This window comes from Chungangia koreensis, from assembly GCF_042651785.1.
Lineage (GTDB): Bacteria > Bacillota > Bacilli > Bacillales_A > Planococcaceae > Chungangia > Chungangia koreensis.
The window spans coordinates 68,186-81,926 of the sequence record NZ_JBHSEC010000001.1 but is presented as its reverse complement, the minus strand read 5'-3'; the positions used below and the strand labels follow the sequence as shown (position 1 = coordinate 81,926).

18 protein-coding genes are annotated in these 13,741 nt (G+C 43.4%); 12 read left to right on the top strand and 6 right to left on the bottom strand.

Annotated elements, in window-relative coordinates; all coding sequences use genetic code 11:
* Positions 1 to 33: 33 nt before the first annotated feature.
* The 4 genes from cydC to ACFOZY_RS00560 all read right to left on the bottom strand — a co-directional run bounded on the left by cydC (position 34) and on the right by ACFOZY_RS00560 (position 5,495).
* Entirely contained in the window at positions 34 to 1,731 is a 1,698-nt protein-coding gene (gene cydC, locus ACFOZY_RS00575) for a thiol reductant ABC exporter subunit CydC (protein ID WP_378151126.1), read from the bottom strand.
* Complete coding sequence (gene cydD, locus ACFOZY_RS00570) at positions 1,728 to 3,443, bottom strand: thiol reductant ABC exporter subunit CydD (RefSeq protein ID WP_378151124.1); 1,716 nt, start codon at positions 3,441 to 3,443, stop codon at positions 1,728 to 1,730. Before cydD ends, cydC begins: the two co-directional genes overlap by 4 nt.
* 449 nt (positions 3,444 to 3,892) lie before the next feature.
* On the bottom strand, positions 3,893 to 4,561 hold the full coding sequence (locus tag ACFOZY_RS00565) for a potassium channel family protein (protein ID WP_378151122.1): 669 nt from the start codon (positions 4,559 to 4,561) through the stop codon (positions 3,893 to 3,895).
* A 58-nt stretch (positions 4,562 to 4,619) separates the two neighbouring features.
* Entirely contained in the window at positions 4,620 to 5,495 is an 876-nt protein-coding gene (locus tag ACFOZY_RS00560) for an alpha/beta fold hydrolase (protein WP_378151120.1), read from the bottom strand.
* 104 nt (positions 5,496 to 5,599) lie between these two features.
* On the opposite strand from ACFOZY_RS00560, the gene ACFOZY_RS00555 reads away from it, so the two are divergent.
* The 6 genes from ACFOZY_RS00555 (at position 5,600) to ACFOZY_RS00530 (ending at position 8,609) form a co-directional block, all read left to right on the top strand.
* Positions 5,600 to 5,920: a hypothetical protein gene (locus ACFOZY_RS00555; RefSeq protein WP_378151118.1), complete on the top strand. Its 321-nt coding sequence runs from the start codon at positions 5,600 to 5,602 to the stop codon at positions 5,918 to 5,920.
* A gap of 66 nt (positions 5,921 to 5,986) precedes the next feature.
* Complete coding sequence (locus ACFOZY_RS00550) at positions 5,987 to 6,430, top strand: hypothetical protein (protein WP_378151116.1); 444 nt, start codon at positions 5,987 to 5,989, stop codon at positions 6,428 to 6,430.
* Positions 6,431 to 6,590: 160 nt separating this feature from the next.
* Complete coding sequence (locus tag ACFOZY_RS00545; protein WP_378151113.1) at positions 6,591 to 7,139, top strand: sigma-70 family RNA polymerase sigma factor; 549 nt, start codon at positions 6,591 to 6,593, stop codon at positions 7,137 to 7,139.
* Positions 7,136 to 8,131: a DUF4179 domain-containing protein gene (locus tag ACFOZY_RS00540; RefSeq protein ID WP_378151111.1), complete on the top strand. Its 996-nt coding sequence runs from the start codon at positions 7,136 to 7,138 to the stop codon at positions 8,129 to 8,131. Before ACFOZY_RS00545 ends, ACFOZY_RS00540 begins: the two co-directional genes overlap by 4 nt.
* Before the next feature lie 95 nt (positions 8,132 to 8,226).
* Positions 8,227 to 8,457: a hypothetical protein gene (locus tag ACFOZY_RS00535; RefSeq protein ID WP_378151109.1), complete on the top strand. Its 231-nt coding sequence runs from the start codon at positions 8,227 to 8,229 to the stop codon at positions 8,455 to 8,457.
* Positions 8,457 to 8,609, top strand: a complete 153-nt coding sequence (locus tag ACFOZY_RS00530) for a hypothetical protein (RefSeq protein WP_378151107.1) — start codon at positions 8,457 to 8,459, stop codon at positions 8,607 to 8,609. Before ACFOZY_RS00535 ends, ACFOZY_RS00530 begins: the two co-directional genes overlap by 1 nt.
* A 12-nt stretch (positions 8,610 to 8,621) precedes the next feature.
* Here the strand turns inward: ACFOZY_RS00530 and ACFOZY_RS00525 are convergent, their stop codons facing one another.
* On the bottom strand, positions 8,622 to 10,067 hold the full coding sequence (locus ACFOZY_RS00525; RefSeq protein ID WP_378151105.1) for an MDR family MFS transporter: 1,446 nt from the start codon (positions 10,065 to 10,067) through the stop codon (positions 8,622 to 8,624).
* Positions 10,068 to 10,310: 243 nt separating this feature from the next.
* Positions 10,311 to 10,730, bottom strand: a complete 420-nt coding sequence (locus ACFOZY_RS00520; RefSeq protein WP_378151103.1) for a VOC family protein — start codon at positions 10,728 to 10,730, stop codon at positions 10,311 to 10,313.
* A gap of 131 nt (positions 10,731 to 10,861) precedes the next feature.
* Between ACFOZY_RS00520 and ACFOZY_RS00515 the strand changes: the two genes are divergently transcribed.
* The 6 genes from ACFOZY_RS00515 (at position 10,862) to ACFOZY_RS00490 (ending at position 13,642) form a co-directional block, all read left to right on the top strand.
* Entirely contained in the window at positions 10,862 to 11,017 is a 156-nt protein-coding gene (locus ACFOZY_RS00515; protein WP_378151101.1) for a hypothetical protein, read from the top strand.
* On the top strand, positions 11,014 to 11,445 hold the full coding sequence (locus tag ACFOZY_RS00510; protein WP_378151099.1) for an NUDIX hydrolase: 432 nt from the start codon (positions 11,014 to 11,016) through the stop codon (positions 11,443 to 11,445). Before ACFOZY_RS00515 ends, ACFOZY_RS00510 begins: the two co-directional genes overlap by 4 nt.
* Entirely contained in the window at positions 11,442 to 11,996 is a 555-nt protein-coding gene (locus ACFOZY_RS00505) for an HAD-IIIA family hydrolase (RefSeq protein ID WP_378151097.1), read from the top strand. Before ACFOZY_RS00510 ends, ACFOZY_RS00505 begins: the two co-directional genes overlap by 4 nt.
* 4 nt (positions 11,997 to 12,000) lie before the next feature.
* Positions 12,001 to 12,606 (top strand): kinase, encoded by a 606-nt coding sequence (locus tag ACFOZY_RS00500; protein ID WP_378151095.1) that lies wholly within the window; start codon positions 12,001 to 12,003, stop codon positions 12,604 to 12,606.
* Entirely contained in the window at positions 12,603 to 12,956 is a 354-nt protein-coding gene (locus ACFOZY_RS00495; protein ID WP_378151093.1) for a VOC family protein, read from the top strand. Before ACFOZY_RS00500 ends, ACFOZY_RS00495 begins: the two co-directional genes overlap by 4 nt.
* A 398-nt stretch (positions 12,957 to 13,354) precedes the next feature.
* On the top strand, positions 13,355 to 13,642 hold the full coding sequence (locus tag ACFOZY_RS00490; protein WP_378151091.1) for a hypothetical protein: 288 nt from the start codon (positions 13,355 to 13,357) through the stop codon (positions 13,640 to 13,642).
* The last annotated feature ends 99 nt before the right edge of the window (positions 13,643 to 13,741 follow it).

The window sequence follows — 13,741 nt, the reverse complement described above, 5'->3', positions numbered from 1 at the left end:
TGTTCAACGGCGGAGGTTTTATTCGGCCAAGACTTATTCTATGTTAAAAATGCTTTTCTCAATTTTTTTCATTTCATAAAAATAGCCTTTGCGTTCCATCAATTCTTCATACGATCCAAATTCAATGATTGCCCCGTTCTCCATGACGATGATCTGATCCATCCGTTCAAGCCCGTTCAGACGGTGACTGATTACGACCAATGTATCGTCCTTCGCTTGTTCTAACAAATGTTCATAAATCGTCCGTTCGGTAAGGGCGTCGACAGAGGAAGTCGGTTCATCGAGCATCCACAAACGGCCGCCCTTCAACATTCCCCGGGAAATGGCGAGCCGTTGCCTTTCACCGCCCGATAAGTTGCCGCCCTTTTCCAGTACCTCCTGATTTAAAGACAGATGCTCCAAGCCTGTTTTCACAAGCACTTCTTTCATCTCCTCATCTGTCACGTCACCGGCAATTGCCAAGTTATCACGAATCGTTCCATAGAAGAAATGGTTTTCCTGAAGCACGATATTCGCTTCTTCCCAGACAGATTCCGGTTTGATATTTCCATCACCATTTAACAGCACTTTGCCCTCGTCGGGAATCAACATTTTGAGCAATACCTGGAACAGAGTCGATTTCCCAGAACCGCTTGGTCCGACGATGGAGGTTTTTGTACCGGCCGGCAGTCGGATGGATACATTTTGTAGTGCCGGGCGAACTTCTTCTGGGAATGAATAGGAAACATTTCGAACTTCGATATCAACGGCTATGCCTGCATCTAACTGTGACGTGCCGATTTCAGCAGGAACGTCCTCAACTACTTCCTGCAATCTACTGGATGCACGTCCGCTATCGTTAAGATGCGCTGGGAACACGGCCATCGGTACTGCATTTTCGAAAATGGTCAAAGCGATCAGGACTAACATGGCCAGATAGATGCCATCCAACTCGCCGGCCGCTACCTGATACGCACCTACGGCAAGCACTGCCCATGCAATTACTAATCCTACGAACTGGTTCACCGAGCTATTCCACAAGTCTTGGATGCTCCGTTTTTCCTGCTCCTGCATATAGGAATTGGCTGTCTCGTTCAGTTCCGCTTCTTTATTCCTCAATTGTCCGTGTATCTTCAAATCCCGAAAACCATAGAAGAACTCGGTTACCTCCGTCGATAATGCAGCGCGGCTTTCCCTCACTTGGCTATCGAACTTCTTCTGCCTCCAAGCAAAGAACGCTGGGATGACAACGGTAGTAAGAATTAATCCTGCGAATAAAATCAGTGCAGCCGAGACAGAAAGGAGCGCGGTGAAGAACATAGTCAGCAAGAACACTAACGCCAACACAATCGGCGGATAGAACACCCGAAGGAAGAAGTTTTGCAAACTTTCAATGTCGCCTACGATGCGCGCAAGCAGGTCCCCGCTCCGGTATTTTCGAAAAATACCGGGTGCCAGCGGCTCAAGCTTCCCGAAGAACGAACTCCGCATATTCCCCAAAATGGTGAATGTTGCCCGGTGGGAAAAGTAGCGTTCCCCGTAACGTAATAGAGCTGAGGCTATCCCAAATAACTTTAATGCGGCTGCCATGATGATAATAATGTAAATAGGCGGTTCGAGCGCGCCTGTTGAAATCATATAGCCGCTGCCGGCAAAGAGTGCAACGCCTGCAATCCCTCCTAAAAATCCGAAGAGGATCGACAAGAGAACATCCCGTTTTTCTTTCAAGATCAGTTTCACGATGTCCTTCATGAACGCTCACCTCCCTGAATCACAAACATGTCACGGTACGGTTCTACCTGCATCAGTTCGTGATGGGTTCCAGATGCAAGGAGCTCTCCTTTATCCAGGAAGAGGATCCGGTCCGCGTGCATGATTGTATGCAAGCGGTGTGCCACTGTGATGACAGTAGCAGTTCCGGCGAGTTCCTTCATGGACTGCTCAAGAATTTGTTCAGTCTTCAAGTCGAGCCCCGTCGTTGGTTCGTCAAATAGGATGACGGCTGGCCGTTTCAGGAATGCACGTGCAAGTGCTACCCGCTGCATTTCTCCACCGGACAGCCCGCGTCCCGCTTCACCGATGGACGTGTCGATTCCATCCGGCAATTCGCGGAGCAATTCGGAGAGTCCAGCTTTTTTAGCAGCAAGCTCAATCTCCTCCGCTGTTGCATCCATTTTACTGATCGCGATATTTTCTCGGATCGTTCCTGCAAACATGTATGGATGTTGGGAGATATAACTGAGTTTGCTAAACCAGTTAGCCTCGCTGTAATCGGAGCGCTGTTTTCTGTTCAAGTGGATCGTGCCTTTATTCGGCTCCAACAACCCCGCAATGAGGTGGAGCAAAGTCGTTTTACCGGAACCGCTCCGTCCTACGATTGCTACTTGCTCGTATTGGCGGATATCGGTTTGTATAGCCAATGAAAAGCCGTTTTCTTTATATGAAAATTTCACCTGGTTTAATGAAATAGTTGGTGGACCTGATTCAAGTGTTTTATTGCCCCATTGTACTGGGTTTTGGTCTGAAGTTAATTCCTCCTGGATCAGTTTTGCCGCGCCGACACTGCTGCGTCCGGTGTGGAACGCGCTGCTTAACTCTCGAAGGCTGACGAAGAATTCCGGAACGAGTGTCAAAACGAAAAATGCAGTGAAGAAGGTAATAGTCTTGAAGATGACGAGCCTTAAACCAACTTCGAGCGCAATGATTCCGGTAGCGAGCATGGAGATGAACTCCATCGCAAGCGCGGAAAGGAACGCCACTTTCAGTACAGCCATCGTCGCGTCACGGAAACCGATACTGCTGTTATGGATTTCTTCCTGCTGTTCCTTTGCGCGGCCGAATAATTTGTATGTGGTAAGTCCTTGTAATGTATCGATGAATTTCCCGGAGAATGCCGTCATTTGTTGAAGCTGCTCATCCGACTTCTCCTTCGTTCTCATACCGATTAAGGCCATCGCGATAGGAATGAACGGTGCTGTGACTAAAATGATTATGCCGGAATAGATGTTTTGCACCGATATCGCGACAAGTAGCATGAGTGGTACCACAGAGGAACGGATTAGCTGCGGTAAATACTGGCTGAAATAAGAGTCCAGTTCATCTACGGCTTCCATCAGAATCCCCGTTTTTCTTCCGGATTGCCCAGAGAGGGAGGCCATTAACGGATTTTCAGCGTAATGCTTGATGAGCTTCTGCCGAACTTCCTTCTTTGCAACTGTAGCCATACGGATGCCGACTCGGCCATGAAGCCACTGCAAGAGTACACGAAGAAAGAGCGCTCCCATCAAAGTTAACAGTTCGGGCCATACTGAATGAAACGACGCATGTTGAAGGAAAACCGCATCTACAATCCGTACGATCAGATAAGCTTGTGAAATGATAGCCGCTCCAATTAGCATCGAAACAAACCCGACTAAAATCATAGCTGGCCGCTGCTTGGCCGCCAGCTGTTTCAACTGTTCCATCCGTAACCCTCCCCTCCGTCAGTTATACCCTTATTTTAGTGAAACCGTGTGTAATATGCGAAGGTTGGCTATTGGCAGGAATGTGACAAATGAAGGAAGATTCACGGAGTGTTCATGAATGGTGGGTGGAGTTAAGTGAATTGAGCGATTAATCGTGATTTTTGGGCGATTAAATCAGTGTTGTTGGCGATTAAACTCTTTGGAAAGGCGATTAACCCGTTCAATTTTCCAGCTATACAAAAAATCTTTTTAGTTTAGTACCAGTAAAGGAAGATTCACGAATAAAGAAAAAACCCATGTGCCAAGCACACAGGTTAATTCCAGTTATTGGTCAAGCGAGCATTGAAGCTCTCTATCCGAGCATAGAATCGTGTTATCCGAGCATAGGACCTCTTTATCCGCGCATAGAATCGTGTTATCCGAGCATAGCCGACGCACGCCATACTTACCTAATCCAATACTTTATCTTCAAACCGTTTTAAGTCTTCATTCTTACCCATCGCCACTAAAACGTCGCCTTCGTGTATCACATCTTTCGGAAGGGGGGCAACGTTCATTTTCTCGTGCTCACGTTTGATCGCTAAAACGGTAATGCCGTAACGCGCACGGACATCGAGATCCGCCAGTGTCCGGTAGTCGAGTTTTTTGGAAGCCCGAAGTTCGACGATGCTGTATTCGTCGGACAGGTTAATGTAGTCCAACAGACGCTCTGATGACATGGATTGAGCAATTCGAATCCCCATATCCACTTCCGGGTGGATGACTTGGTCTGCTCCGATTTTCTCCAAAACTTTTTGATGATACCCGTTCTGAGCTTTTGCCCATACAATTGGGACACCTAACTCTTTTAAGTTCAACGTCGTCAATACACTATCCTGGATGTTCTCCCCGATAGAGACGATCACATGGTCGAAGTTCCGAATGCCAATTGACTTCAAGAACGCCTCATCCGTTCCACTACCTTGCAACGCGTGAGTTGAATACTGGACGAATTCCTCCACCCGCTCCATGTCCTGATCGATTCCCAGTACATCATGGCCCAAGTTATATAATTCTCGGCATACGCTACCGCCAAATCGGCCAAGTCCGATTACTGCAAATTGCTTACGCTTTACCATATTCCCACTCCCGATTCTTAAGGGGCTGCCCCTCTTCTTTATAGAAACATACTAAACCTCAAAACATTTTGTGTAAATAAAATTCCTTAACGGCTGCGACAAATTTCTCCGGTTCCTCGACAAACGGGTTATGATTGCTCTCTTCAAATGTAATAAGTTTTGAATGAGGAATACCCTCTGCAATTTCCACACAACAGTCATGTGGGCACTGCGCGTCATAACGACCACAAGCAACGAGTGTAGGCACCGTGATATCCGATAATTGTTCAGTTAAATCAAAGTTATGAACTTCTTTATATGCAAAGTAATCCAACCGTTTCGGAACAGACTTACCACTATTCGGTTTAGACGTATATTCATCCATTTTCTCTGGGCGATAGAGGGACATCGCGTACCAATCTCTTCCGGCTGTTCGACGTTCTTCCGGCGAGGATTCCGGATTGTTTAGGATTTGCAGACACTCCCGGAGCCTCGGATTGTTCGGATTCTCCTTACAGTAAATACTGTCGGGATGCATCATATAATTTTTAGACGCAGCTGCTCCGCAAACGAAGATTTTAGTCAGCGACTCAGGAAAGTTGAGTGCATATACGAGTCCCAACATGCCACCGGCTGAATGTCCCGCAAATGCCCAATCCTCAAAATTAAGGGCCTTCCGAATTGCCTCCAGGTCCTTCACTGTTTCCCCCATCGACAAGTCAGTTTCAGATTCCGAAGGCGCGGAATTTGTTGTTCCTCTTAAGTTCACTAAAAATACTTGATAATGTTCAGTAAACGGATTGGCAAACAAATTTCCATTCGCATTGAATTCACTATAGTGATGCGTGATACAAATGGGCTTCCCTTCTCCTTTTGTGAAAGCCTCAAATGTTCCCCTGCTCGTCTTAATTAGCTGCTGTTCCCACATGGCCATCCCCCCGATTCTATTTATCATACATATTCTCCAATACCTACTACTATCCTTTTAGAAAATCCACTTCCAACATATGGAACCAACTGGTAATATAGTCGTTGTGAAAGATTTTTAGGAGGAATATCATGAGCCAGACAAAGGGCCGTTTCTTGTTAGGGTTTACTGTTTTATTTCTTAGTCTTCAATTTCTCGCAACGGCGCTTGCGATTTACGGACAACGAATCGCCTACTTTATTTGGGACTTTATAGGATTGTATGGTCCTATCGTTCTTACCATCGTGACTTTTTTAAGTATTGGAACTTTCATTTCTACATATATAGTCATATTAAGAGCAGAGAAAAAGAGACCAGATATCAGCTTTTTCATTTTTCTAATGATCAATGGCCTCTATGGCTTTATTGTATCCCTTGTCGCACTCTTTGTTTTAGCGATGTGGTGGGGATGAATCATATTCTCTTTGTAAGTTTATTACTAACGAGACAAGTTTGTATTAATGGAGCTGATTTAATTAATGAGTCCGGACTTAATTTCAAAGGCTAAAAAGCTGCTCGCATTTTTACTAATTGCAAGTTTTCTCGTGGGTGTTTCATATCTTATTGTCTTTAAGGTTTCATTTTTACCAAATGGATATGATCTTGCAACAGTGCAAAATGATACTGTCTCGCTAAAGTCGTTCAATTTACTTGGATTTGAAAGAGAGATAAAAACTCAGTCCTATTCTACACATGATATTTGGAAGATTGATGACATTAAATATCAAATAAATAGACAAAAAGAGCATTTCTGGATGTTGTTTTCTTTCACTTCTATTTCATTATTTTTATTTATCTATAAGGTTCTAAACGGAATGAAATTATGGAAAGTAGTCTTAGAAAGCAATATTATTTTTGCTGTTTTGTTGCCAATGATTCCTCTTATCTATACATTGGATAGGATAACTTACTTAATTTCATAATGGCTACACTAAATAAAACGCTTAGTTCCATTTGAACTGGGCTTTTTTAATTGAGTAGAGAATTGTAGCAAAGGAATCCGTTACTTTTTTGGTCTTTTTCGTTTTTGCCCGAGAGTATTTTAAATTCTTTGCGTTGGTATTAGTGAAGGGAGTTGTACGCGTGGAGGGATTTATTCGAAAACTACAAAACCGACAGGAACAGGCACTTGCCTTTGTAGTCGATACATATATGCCTTACGTAAAGGCGATTGCACGTAAAATCCTTCAGCGGCCTTGTGGCGAGCAAGCAGTCGATGAATGTGTAAACGATGTATTCCTAGCTGTTTGGAATCATAGTTGCAAGTTTCATGGCGATGAAGGTGAATTTAAGAGGTGGATCGGAACCATCACAAAATACAAAGCAATCGACTATTATCGCCGGAAACAGAAGATTGAAACGGTCAGCTTGGAACAGTCAAGGGACATTAAGGATCCAGACACAACAGAAATGATTTATTTGCGTAAAGAGAAGCGAGAATCCATCTTATTAGAAATGCAATCCTTATCCGAGGCAGACCGGGAGTTATTTTTAATGAAGTATTATTTGGATTTATCGAATGAAGAAATTGCTTCTGCATTAAGTATTACGAAAGCTGCCGTTGAGAATCGTCTGTACCGTGGGAAGAAGAAATTGGCCATCATGCCAACGATAAAGGAGCAGATGGAATGAATGACTTACATGAAATGCTTCAAGTGAATATCGATGACATCCAGCCTGAAGAAGTGTCGGAAGTTGAAAAGAAACGCGTATTGCAGCGGATTCTTGGAAAGAAGAAACGTCCTATGATCCGGCATGCAGCAGCCATTGCCCTACTCTTCTTCGGTCTCGGTTCAACAGCTGCGGTGCTTTCTCCAACACTCGCTTCACACATACCGATTGTACGAGACATTACTGAATACTTCGAAGGTGAAACAGACCAGTTCACGTATTTTGAAGACTACGCATCTGGCGTCGGTTTGGTGCAATCGAGTAATGGAATCGATATTGAAATTGCAGAAGCCATTTATGATGGAACCTCCATAACCATCACCTTTGGCATTCAATCTGATAAAGATTTAGGAGAACATCCCGTGTTCGGGGAGACACTGAAAACGAACGGTTCACTTGAGGGCGGATCCTCTATTTGGACAAAAAAGGTATCAGACACGTCATATGCAGGCGTCATCACAATGACACCCGAGTTAAACGGCCGCTCTCCACGTTCAGTGGATCTTACTTGGACACCACAAAATATCTGGATTTACGAAAAAGATGAAACCATCGAGGGCGATTGGTCCTATAAATTTAAGCTGAAAAGGATTGACGTGGAAGGATTGCCGGTTAATTATTCGGAAACTAAATCAGGCTATAAACTATCTGTGCGCAAAGTGAATGTAACCGGATATACCGTTAGCATTCCATTCAGTCTAAGATTGTCAGACCGTTACTTTACTACAAAGAGCTTACCTATGCCGGAGTTCACTGTGACAGATGAGAACGGTACTGAATACGAAATGATTACAGGCTTAGGCAGCCAGGAAAATAGAGGTCCAATTAAGGGTTCGTATACTTTGTTAAATTTAGAACACGATTCTAAACACTTAATCGTTACACCGAAGATTAGCGACAAGGATAAAGAAATCTTGTTTGAATCATTCAAAGTAGACATCCCCGATAGATAATCATGTGCGCTGATTCGAATCGAATCGGCGCCTTTTCATTTACTTGAAGGATTACTTAGGTAAATATCGAATATAGAAATATAGGGGGGATTCGTATGGAACATAAACATCACCTGCTTTTAGGTTTTGCATTCATTTTTATGAGTGGTTTAGTTTTCACATTAGAACGTTTAGTTGTCCATATCCATTGGCTTGGGCTAACAAATACCGGTACATTTCCGACGGTGGCCGAGGCAACATTACTTGATCATCTCGTTTCAGCCATCTTTTTGCTGGCTGGCATCACGTTTTTGGCAACCTCAGTGAGTCGAAAGGATGCAAATTGATGGACTTTCTAATTGGCGCGTTGTTGTTTGCCGGGCTTTTTGCAATTTATAGCGCAATCAGTACGGTAAATAAGAATATTTTAGAGCAAACGAAAGAGTTAAAGAAAATGAATGATTATCTTAAAAACTCAAAAGAGGACAGCCAACCGTGACTGTCCTCTTTCCTAATGTTGATCGACCGTTTGTTGCTGTTCCAATACCTTCTTATGAGATGGCAGGAATAATGATGCAATGAATACTGCAATTCCGATGAAAAACATCAGGGTAAACACTAAGTGCATCCCACCGGCGAATACTTCTTTGCCAGCTTCCGTCATTGCCCCTCCCGTCTGGGTAGGTCCTTGGGAAATTACCATGCTATTAAAGATGGTGCCGAATACTGCGATTCCGATTGTTTGCCCAACGGAACGGGTGAAGGTGTTTGAAGCGGTTGCCGCTCCGCGCATCCTCCAACCGACCGCAGATTGGATCAATACCGTTGTCGGAGTTGTCGCATACCCCATTCCAAGACCGATGACAATCATAATCCCGACCAAGTACCAATAAGGCGAGTTGAGTTCGACCGCCATGAGCCAAGTCGTGCCCAATGATATTAGAACAGTACCAAATACAGCAGTCTTTTTTGAGCCGATTTTATACATATAGCGTCCGGCGAGCGTTGCCCCTAACGGCCATGCGATCGACATTGGCATGAGGGTAAGCCCCGAACTGGTCGCACTGTGTCCAAGAATGGTTTGGATCCACATCGGTAAATACACATTGACTCCAATGACAATGGCACTTGCCAAGAATGCAACTACGTTTGAAACCAAAATGACGGGGATCTTGAAAAGAGATGGCGGCAGCATCGGCTCCTCCACTTTTGTTTCGATGAAAATGAAAAGTGCGAGAAATACGACAGAAACCACAAACAGCGTCATAATCGTTCCTGAATCCCATGCATACTTTTGTCCTTCACCTGCGTTCAGCAAAGCGTATAATAGTGACGAAATTCCGATGGTAAAGGTTAATGCTCCAAGATAATCGATTTTCCGCTTCACCTTTTCCAAGTTTTCATGGAAGAACATCCAGATCAGTACTAATGAAATAAGGCCGATTGGCAGATTAATATAGAAAATCCAGCGCCAGCTCACTTGATCTACAAAGAATCCACCGACTAACGGCCCTAATAGACCAGCCACTCCCCAAACCGAACTGAAGACACCTTGCATTTTCGCACGCTGCTCCCCTGGATAGAGGTCACCTATAATGGTAAAGGTGATCGGCATGACTGCCCCGCCGCCAATTCCCTGAATAGCGCGAAAAAAGATGAGCTGTTCCATTGATTGCGCTGCTCCACATAACATAGAGCCAATTATGAATGCAATTACTCCGAAGATGAATACTTTTTTCCTTCCGAATAAATCCGCTAACTTTCCATAAATGGGCGTTGTTACAGAGGTCGTCAGCGTGTATATGGCAAACACCCAGCTGACCATTTCCAGACCTCTCAGATCTTTGACAACTTGTGGGGTTGCGGTACTTACGACTGTTACGTCGATGGCTACTAATAATATGGCGACAAGCATAGCGACTGTCACCATTTTGCGGTTCGTTGTTTTTGTTGTCATTTTTTTCTACTCCCATTGCTCCAATTGTTCTGTTCAACTGTTTATGTAGTGTGATTAATTATAGCCGAATGGTCCAATTTACCAAAATGATTAGGTACTGCAAAGAACTGTTTTGGTCTAATTAAGTATGGATTCCATACTTCTCATCTTTTGGTTACTTAAAATGAACATGATTAATTATAGGAATTCTTCCCTTAATTCCAACAAAAAAAGACAGCCTAAGCTGCCTTTTCAAACCCCCTATTACATTCCACCGTCACCCAAGTTCAATTGCCACTCGACTCCAAATTTGTCCGTCACTTGGCCATACGCCTTGCTCCAGAAGGTTTCTTGAAGCTCCATGACGACTTGTCCGCCTTCTTTCAGCTGATCATAGTAAGTTTGAAGTTTTTCACGGTCCTCGGTAACGATTGCAAGTGTGATGTTGCTCCCTACCGTATACGGCTGTCCCGGGAACGTATCAGAGAACATCACTTTGTTACCTTCGATTTCGAGGTGTCCATGCATGACACGGTCTTTCGCTTCTTCCGGCAACTGATAATCCGGTTGCTGCGGCGCTTCCCCGAATGTCATAACTTTCGCTTCCGAGCTGAAAACTCCAGAATAGAAATCAATTGCCTCTCTTGCGTTTCCATTTAGAACAAAATACACCTGTAATGCCATTGTTCATTCCTCCCTTTCCTTAATCTTCTCTATCATAACCAACCTCCATCTCATTTAGTAGCGACGAATTTGAAGGAATTGTCACTAAAAAAGACGAATAAAGTAAATAGAGATTTAAAGGGGGAAACGTGATGATCTTTTTAATTGGCTTAGTCATCATTATCGCCGTTACACTTCTCAGTATCGAAGTGAAATTCGGAAAAATGATCAAACAAAATGAACAAATTCTTTACTACCTTTCAGAACAAAATGAAATTCAGAAATCCAAAAAGGGGATACATATATGAACATCTGGAGAGGCGCGGCAGGAGTCTGCATTAATGAACGGGGAGAATTGCTCATGGTACTTCAAGGAAAGCCGCATGAGGAAAAGAAGTGGAGCGTTCCAGCTGGCGGCTTGGAAGCTGGCGAAACGATTGAAGAATGCTGTGTGAGGGAAATTTCGGAAGAGACTGGATATATAGCTGAAGTCGGCGAAAAGTTGTTTGTAAAAAGCCTGCCTGGCATCGAATTCGCTCATGTAGAAGTACACTACTTCTTTGTCAAAATCTTGGGTGGGGAAATGAAAATACAAGACCCCGATGAATTAATCCATGAGATTGCATGGAAATCACTTGATGAGTTACAGGAATTAGATTTTGCTTTTCCTGAGGACAGGGATTTCTTGATAGAACTTGTTGAACAGCAACAACCAATAGGTGTTTCAGAAGCATGATTGATGCGGTATTCATCGACCGGGATGGCACAATCGGCGGGACTGGACACTTCATTCATCCAAGCGATTTTAAACCGTATCCATTCAGCCTGGAAGCGAATGATTTATTGAAAGAAGCTGGCATCAAAGTGTTTGCTTTAACAAATCAGCACAGAATCAGCCGAGGACAGGCTACGATTGACGAGTTCTTAGAAGAATTCGCAAACTACGGTTTTGATGATGCCTTTATTTGCCCACATCGGCCAGAGGATTTATGTGAATGCCATAAGCCTAAGCCCGGCATGTTGCTGAAGGCCGCAAAGAAACATCGGTTAGACCTAACAAAGTGTGTAGTGATTGGCGATGTGGGAGCTACAGATATGCTGGCTGCTTCCGAAGTTGGTGCAACGAAAATTCTTGTGAAGACCGGATGGGGACTCGATTCCCTCGGGAATTACCGTCACCCTTGGGCGCATGTCGAACCAGATTTTATAGCAGAAAATTTATTAGATGCTGTGCATTGGTTATTAAATAGAGATTTCCTTCACGATCATGACATAGAAATGGATTGATTACATGAATAAGAGTCTAAAAGAATTACTTCATATCCTACCTGAACTACAACCGGGTGAGCGGAAAATTATCGGAATTGACGGGCTAAGCCGCTCCGGCAAGACTACTCTGTCAGAAGGACTTTCAAATTGTCTGATCGAGCAAGATATTCCGCACCAAATCTTTCATATCGATGACTTTGTTGTGGAACGTGCGAAACGCTATGGAACAGGCCATGAGGAATGGTTTGAGTATTACTGTATTCAATGGGATGTTGACTGGTTACGCCAGAACTTCTTCGACCAATTACGGGGTGCTGAAGAGCTACGCCTCCCGCTCTATGACAGGGAAACCGATACTCGTACAAATCAGCATGTCAAGCTTCCCCCTTCCTGCCTGATTTTCATAGATGGTGTTTTTCTGCAAAGACAGGAATGGCGTAATTTCTTCGACTTGATGGTATATGTGGATTGCCAGGAAGATGTCCGGCTTGAGCGGGAATTGCGTACGTTAAGTAAGACGATGGAACAATTGGAGAGCCGCTATCATAAGGGAGAAGACTATTATTTAAAGACCGTCAACCCGAAAGAACGGGCGGATTTAATAATAAAAGGAGATGATGAGGAATGAAGGTACTTGGATTCGGTGGTGTGTTCTGGCGTACGAATGATGTAGATCGATTGCGCTCTTGGTATCAGGAAGTCTTAGGGATTTCCTTGGATGAGCATTGGAACGGCACTATTTTTCCACCGAATAGCGGTGACATAATTTTTTCTTTATTCACAAAAGAAACTGCGTATTTCCCAACAGAACAGCAGGTAATGCTGAATTTCCGTGTAGAAAGTATGGAAGAGTGTGTAGCTCACCTTAAGGAACTTGGAATTCCTCTTCTCAAGGAAACGGAACATAGCGAATTCGGGATCTTCAACTGGATTACCGATCCGGACGGACGATTGATTGAGCTTTGGAAGAAGATTTAGAATCCAACAATAGTTATATCAGAGTTTTAAGCAATTACAAGGGAATACTGTCCAAACATACTTAAATAAAACAATAATATTCTCTATCCGTATAGTAAATGACAGGAGGAATCATCATGTACGAATCCATCACGATCTTACTGGAAGTTTTAATTTATACGTAGCCAAGTAAACGGAACCGGGTGCTGTGGCGAAAATTTAAAGTGCTAAAGCAACAAGAATGGTATAGAAAACTCCAAGACGGACATTTGAAAGGATTTCATCTGAACGATGTAGTCCGCGAGTATATAGAACAATGGGATGTAGAGAAAATGGTTCTTGAACCCAAATTAATAGAGAAATTCAGAAGCGGATTAACAGAAATTTTGCAGAAAGAAAGTTTTTAGATTGGGGGCATTATGGACTCGAATTTTGGAATCATAATTCTATTATTTGTCGTTACGTACATTCTTTTTGAGATTTCACGTCTCAGTCGTCAAGTCAAAGGGTTGACATACAAACTGGAACATCTCTCTAAACAGGTCGATTCGACTGAGCTGCCGATCAATGATGAGTGTCGCAAGCTTATTAATGAAGGAGACGAAGTAAAGGCCATTCGTAAGGTAAGAGAAGCTTTAGGACTTACCCAACCTGAAGCGAAACGGTACATTCATGAATTGAAAATTACCTCATCTCAGAATAAATAACTGAAATTGACAGTACTGTTCAAGGAAGTTATTAAAACACATAGACTTAGAATTCAAAAGTTATAATTAAGCGTTACTTGGTTCATTTATAAGGAGTGA

What these genes read in the sequence shown, in the direction of transcription:
- ACFOZY_RS00505 (WP_378151097.1), top strand. Translation starts at nt 11,442, where the DNA reads ATGATTGATGCGGTATTCATCGACCGGGATGGCACAATCGGCGGGACT.
- cydD (WP_378151124.1), bottom strand. Translation starts at nt 3,443, where the DNA reads ATGGAACAGTTGAAACAGCTGGCGGCCAAGCAGCGGCCAGCTATGATT.
- ACFOZY_RS00550 (WP_378151116.1), top strand. Translation starts at nt 5,987, where the DNA reads ATGAGTCCGGACTTAATTTCAAAGGCTAAAAAGCTGCTCGCATTTTTA.
- ACFOZY_RS00490 (WP_378151091.1), top strand. Translation starts at nt 13,355, where the DNA reads ATGGACTCGAATTTTGGAATCATAATTCTATTATTTGTCGTTACGTAC.
- ACFOZY_RS00525 (WP_378151105.1), bottom strand. Translation starts at nt 10,067, where the DNA reads ATGACAACAAAAACAACGAACCGCAAAATGGTGACAGTCGCTATGCTT.
- ACFOZY_RS00495 (WP_378151093.1), top strand. Translation starts at nt 12,603, where the DNA reads ATGAAGGTACTTGGATTCGGTGGTGTGTTCTGGCGTACGAATGATGTA.
- cydC (WP_378151126.1), bottom strand. Translation starts at nt 1,731, where the DNA reads ATGAAGGACATCGTGAAACTGATCTTGAAAGAAAAACGGGATGTTCTC.
- ACFOZY_RS00500 (WP_378151095.1), top strand. Translation starts at nt 12,001, where the DNA reads ATGAATAAGAGTCTAAAAGAATTACTTCATATCCTACCTGAACTACAA.
- ACFOZY_RS00510 (WP_378151099.1), top strand. Translation starts at nt 11,014, where the DNA reads ATGAACATCTGGAGAGGCGCGGCAGGAGTCTGCATTAATGAACGGGGA.
- ACFOZY_RS00515 (WP_378151101.1), top strand. Translation starts at nt 10,862, where the DNA reads ATGATCTTTTTAATTGGCTTAGTCATCATTATCGCCGTTACACTTCTC.
- ACFOZY_RS00530 (WP_378151107.1), top strand. Translation starts at nt 8,457, where the DNA reads ATGGACTTTCTAATTGGCGCGTTGTTGTTTGCCGGGCTTTTTGCAATT.
- ACFOZY_RS00560 (WP_378151120.1), bottom strand. Translation starts at nt 5,495, where the DNA reads ATGATAAATAGAATCGGGGGGATGGCCATGTGGGAACAGCAGCTAATT.
- ACFOZY_RS00565 (WP_378151122.1), bottom strand. Translation starts at nt 4,561, where the DNA reads ATGGTAAAGCGTAAGCAATTTGCAGTAATCGGACTTGGCCGATTTGGC.
- ACFOZY_RS00535 (WP_378151109.1), top strand. Translation starts at nt 8,227, where the DNA reads ATGGAACATAAACATCACCTGCTTTTAGGTTTTGCATTCATTTTTATG.
- ACFOZY_RS00520 (WP_378151103.1), bottom strand. Translation starts at nt 10,730, where the DNA reads ATGGCATTACAGGTGTATTTTGTTCTAAATGGAAACGCAAGAGAGGCA.
- ACFOZY_RS00540 (WP_378151111.1), top strand. Translation starts at nt 7,136, where the DNA reads ATGAATGACTTACATGAAATGCTTCAAGTGAATATCGATGACATCCAG.
- ACFOZY_RS00555 (WP_378151118.1), top strand. Translation starts at nt 5,600, where the DNA reads ATGAGCCAGACAAAGGGCCGTTTCTTGTTAGGGTTTACTGTTTTATTT.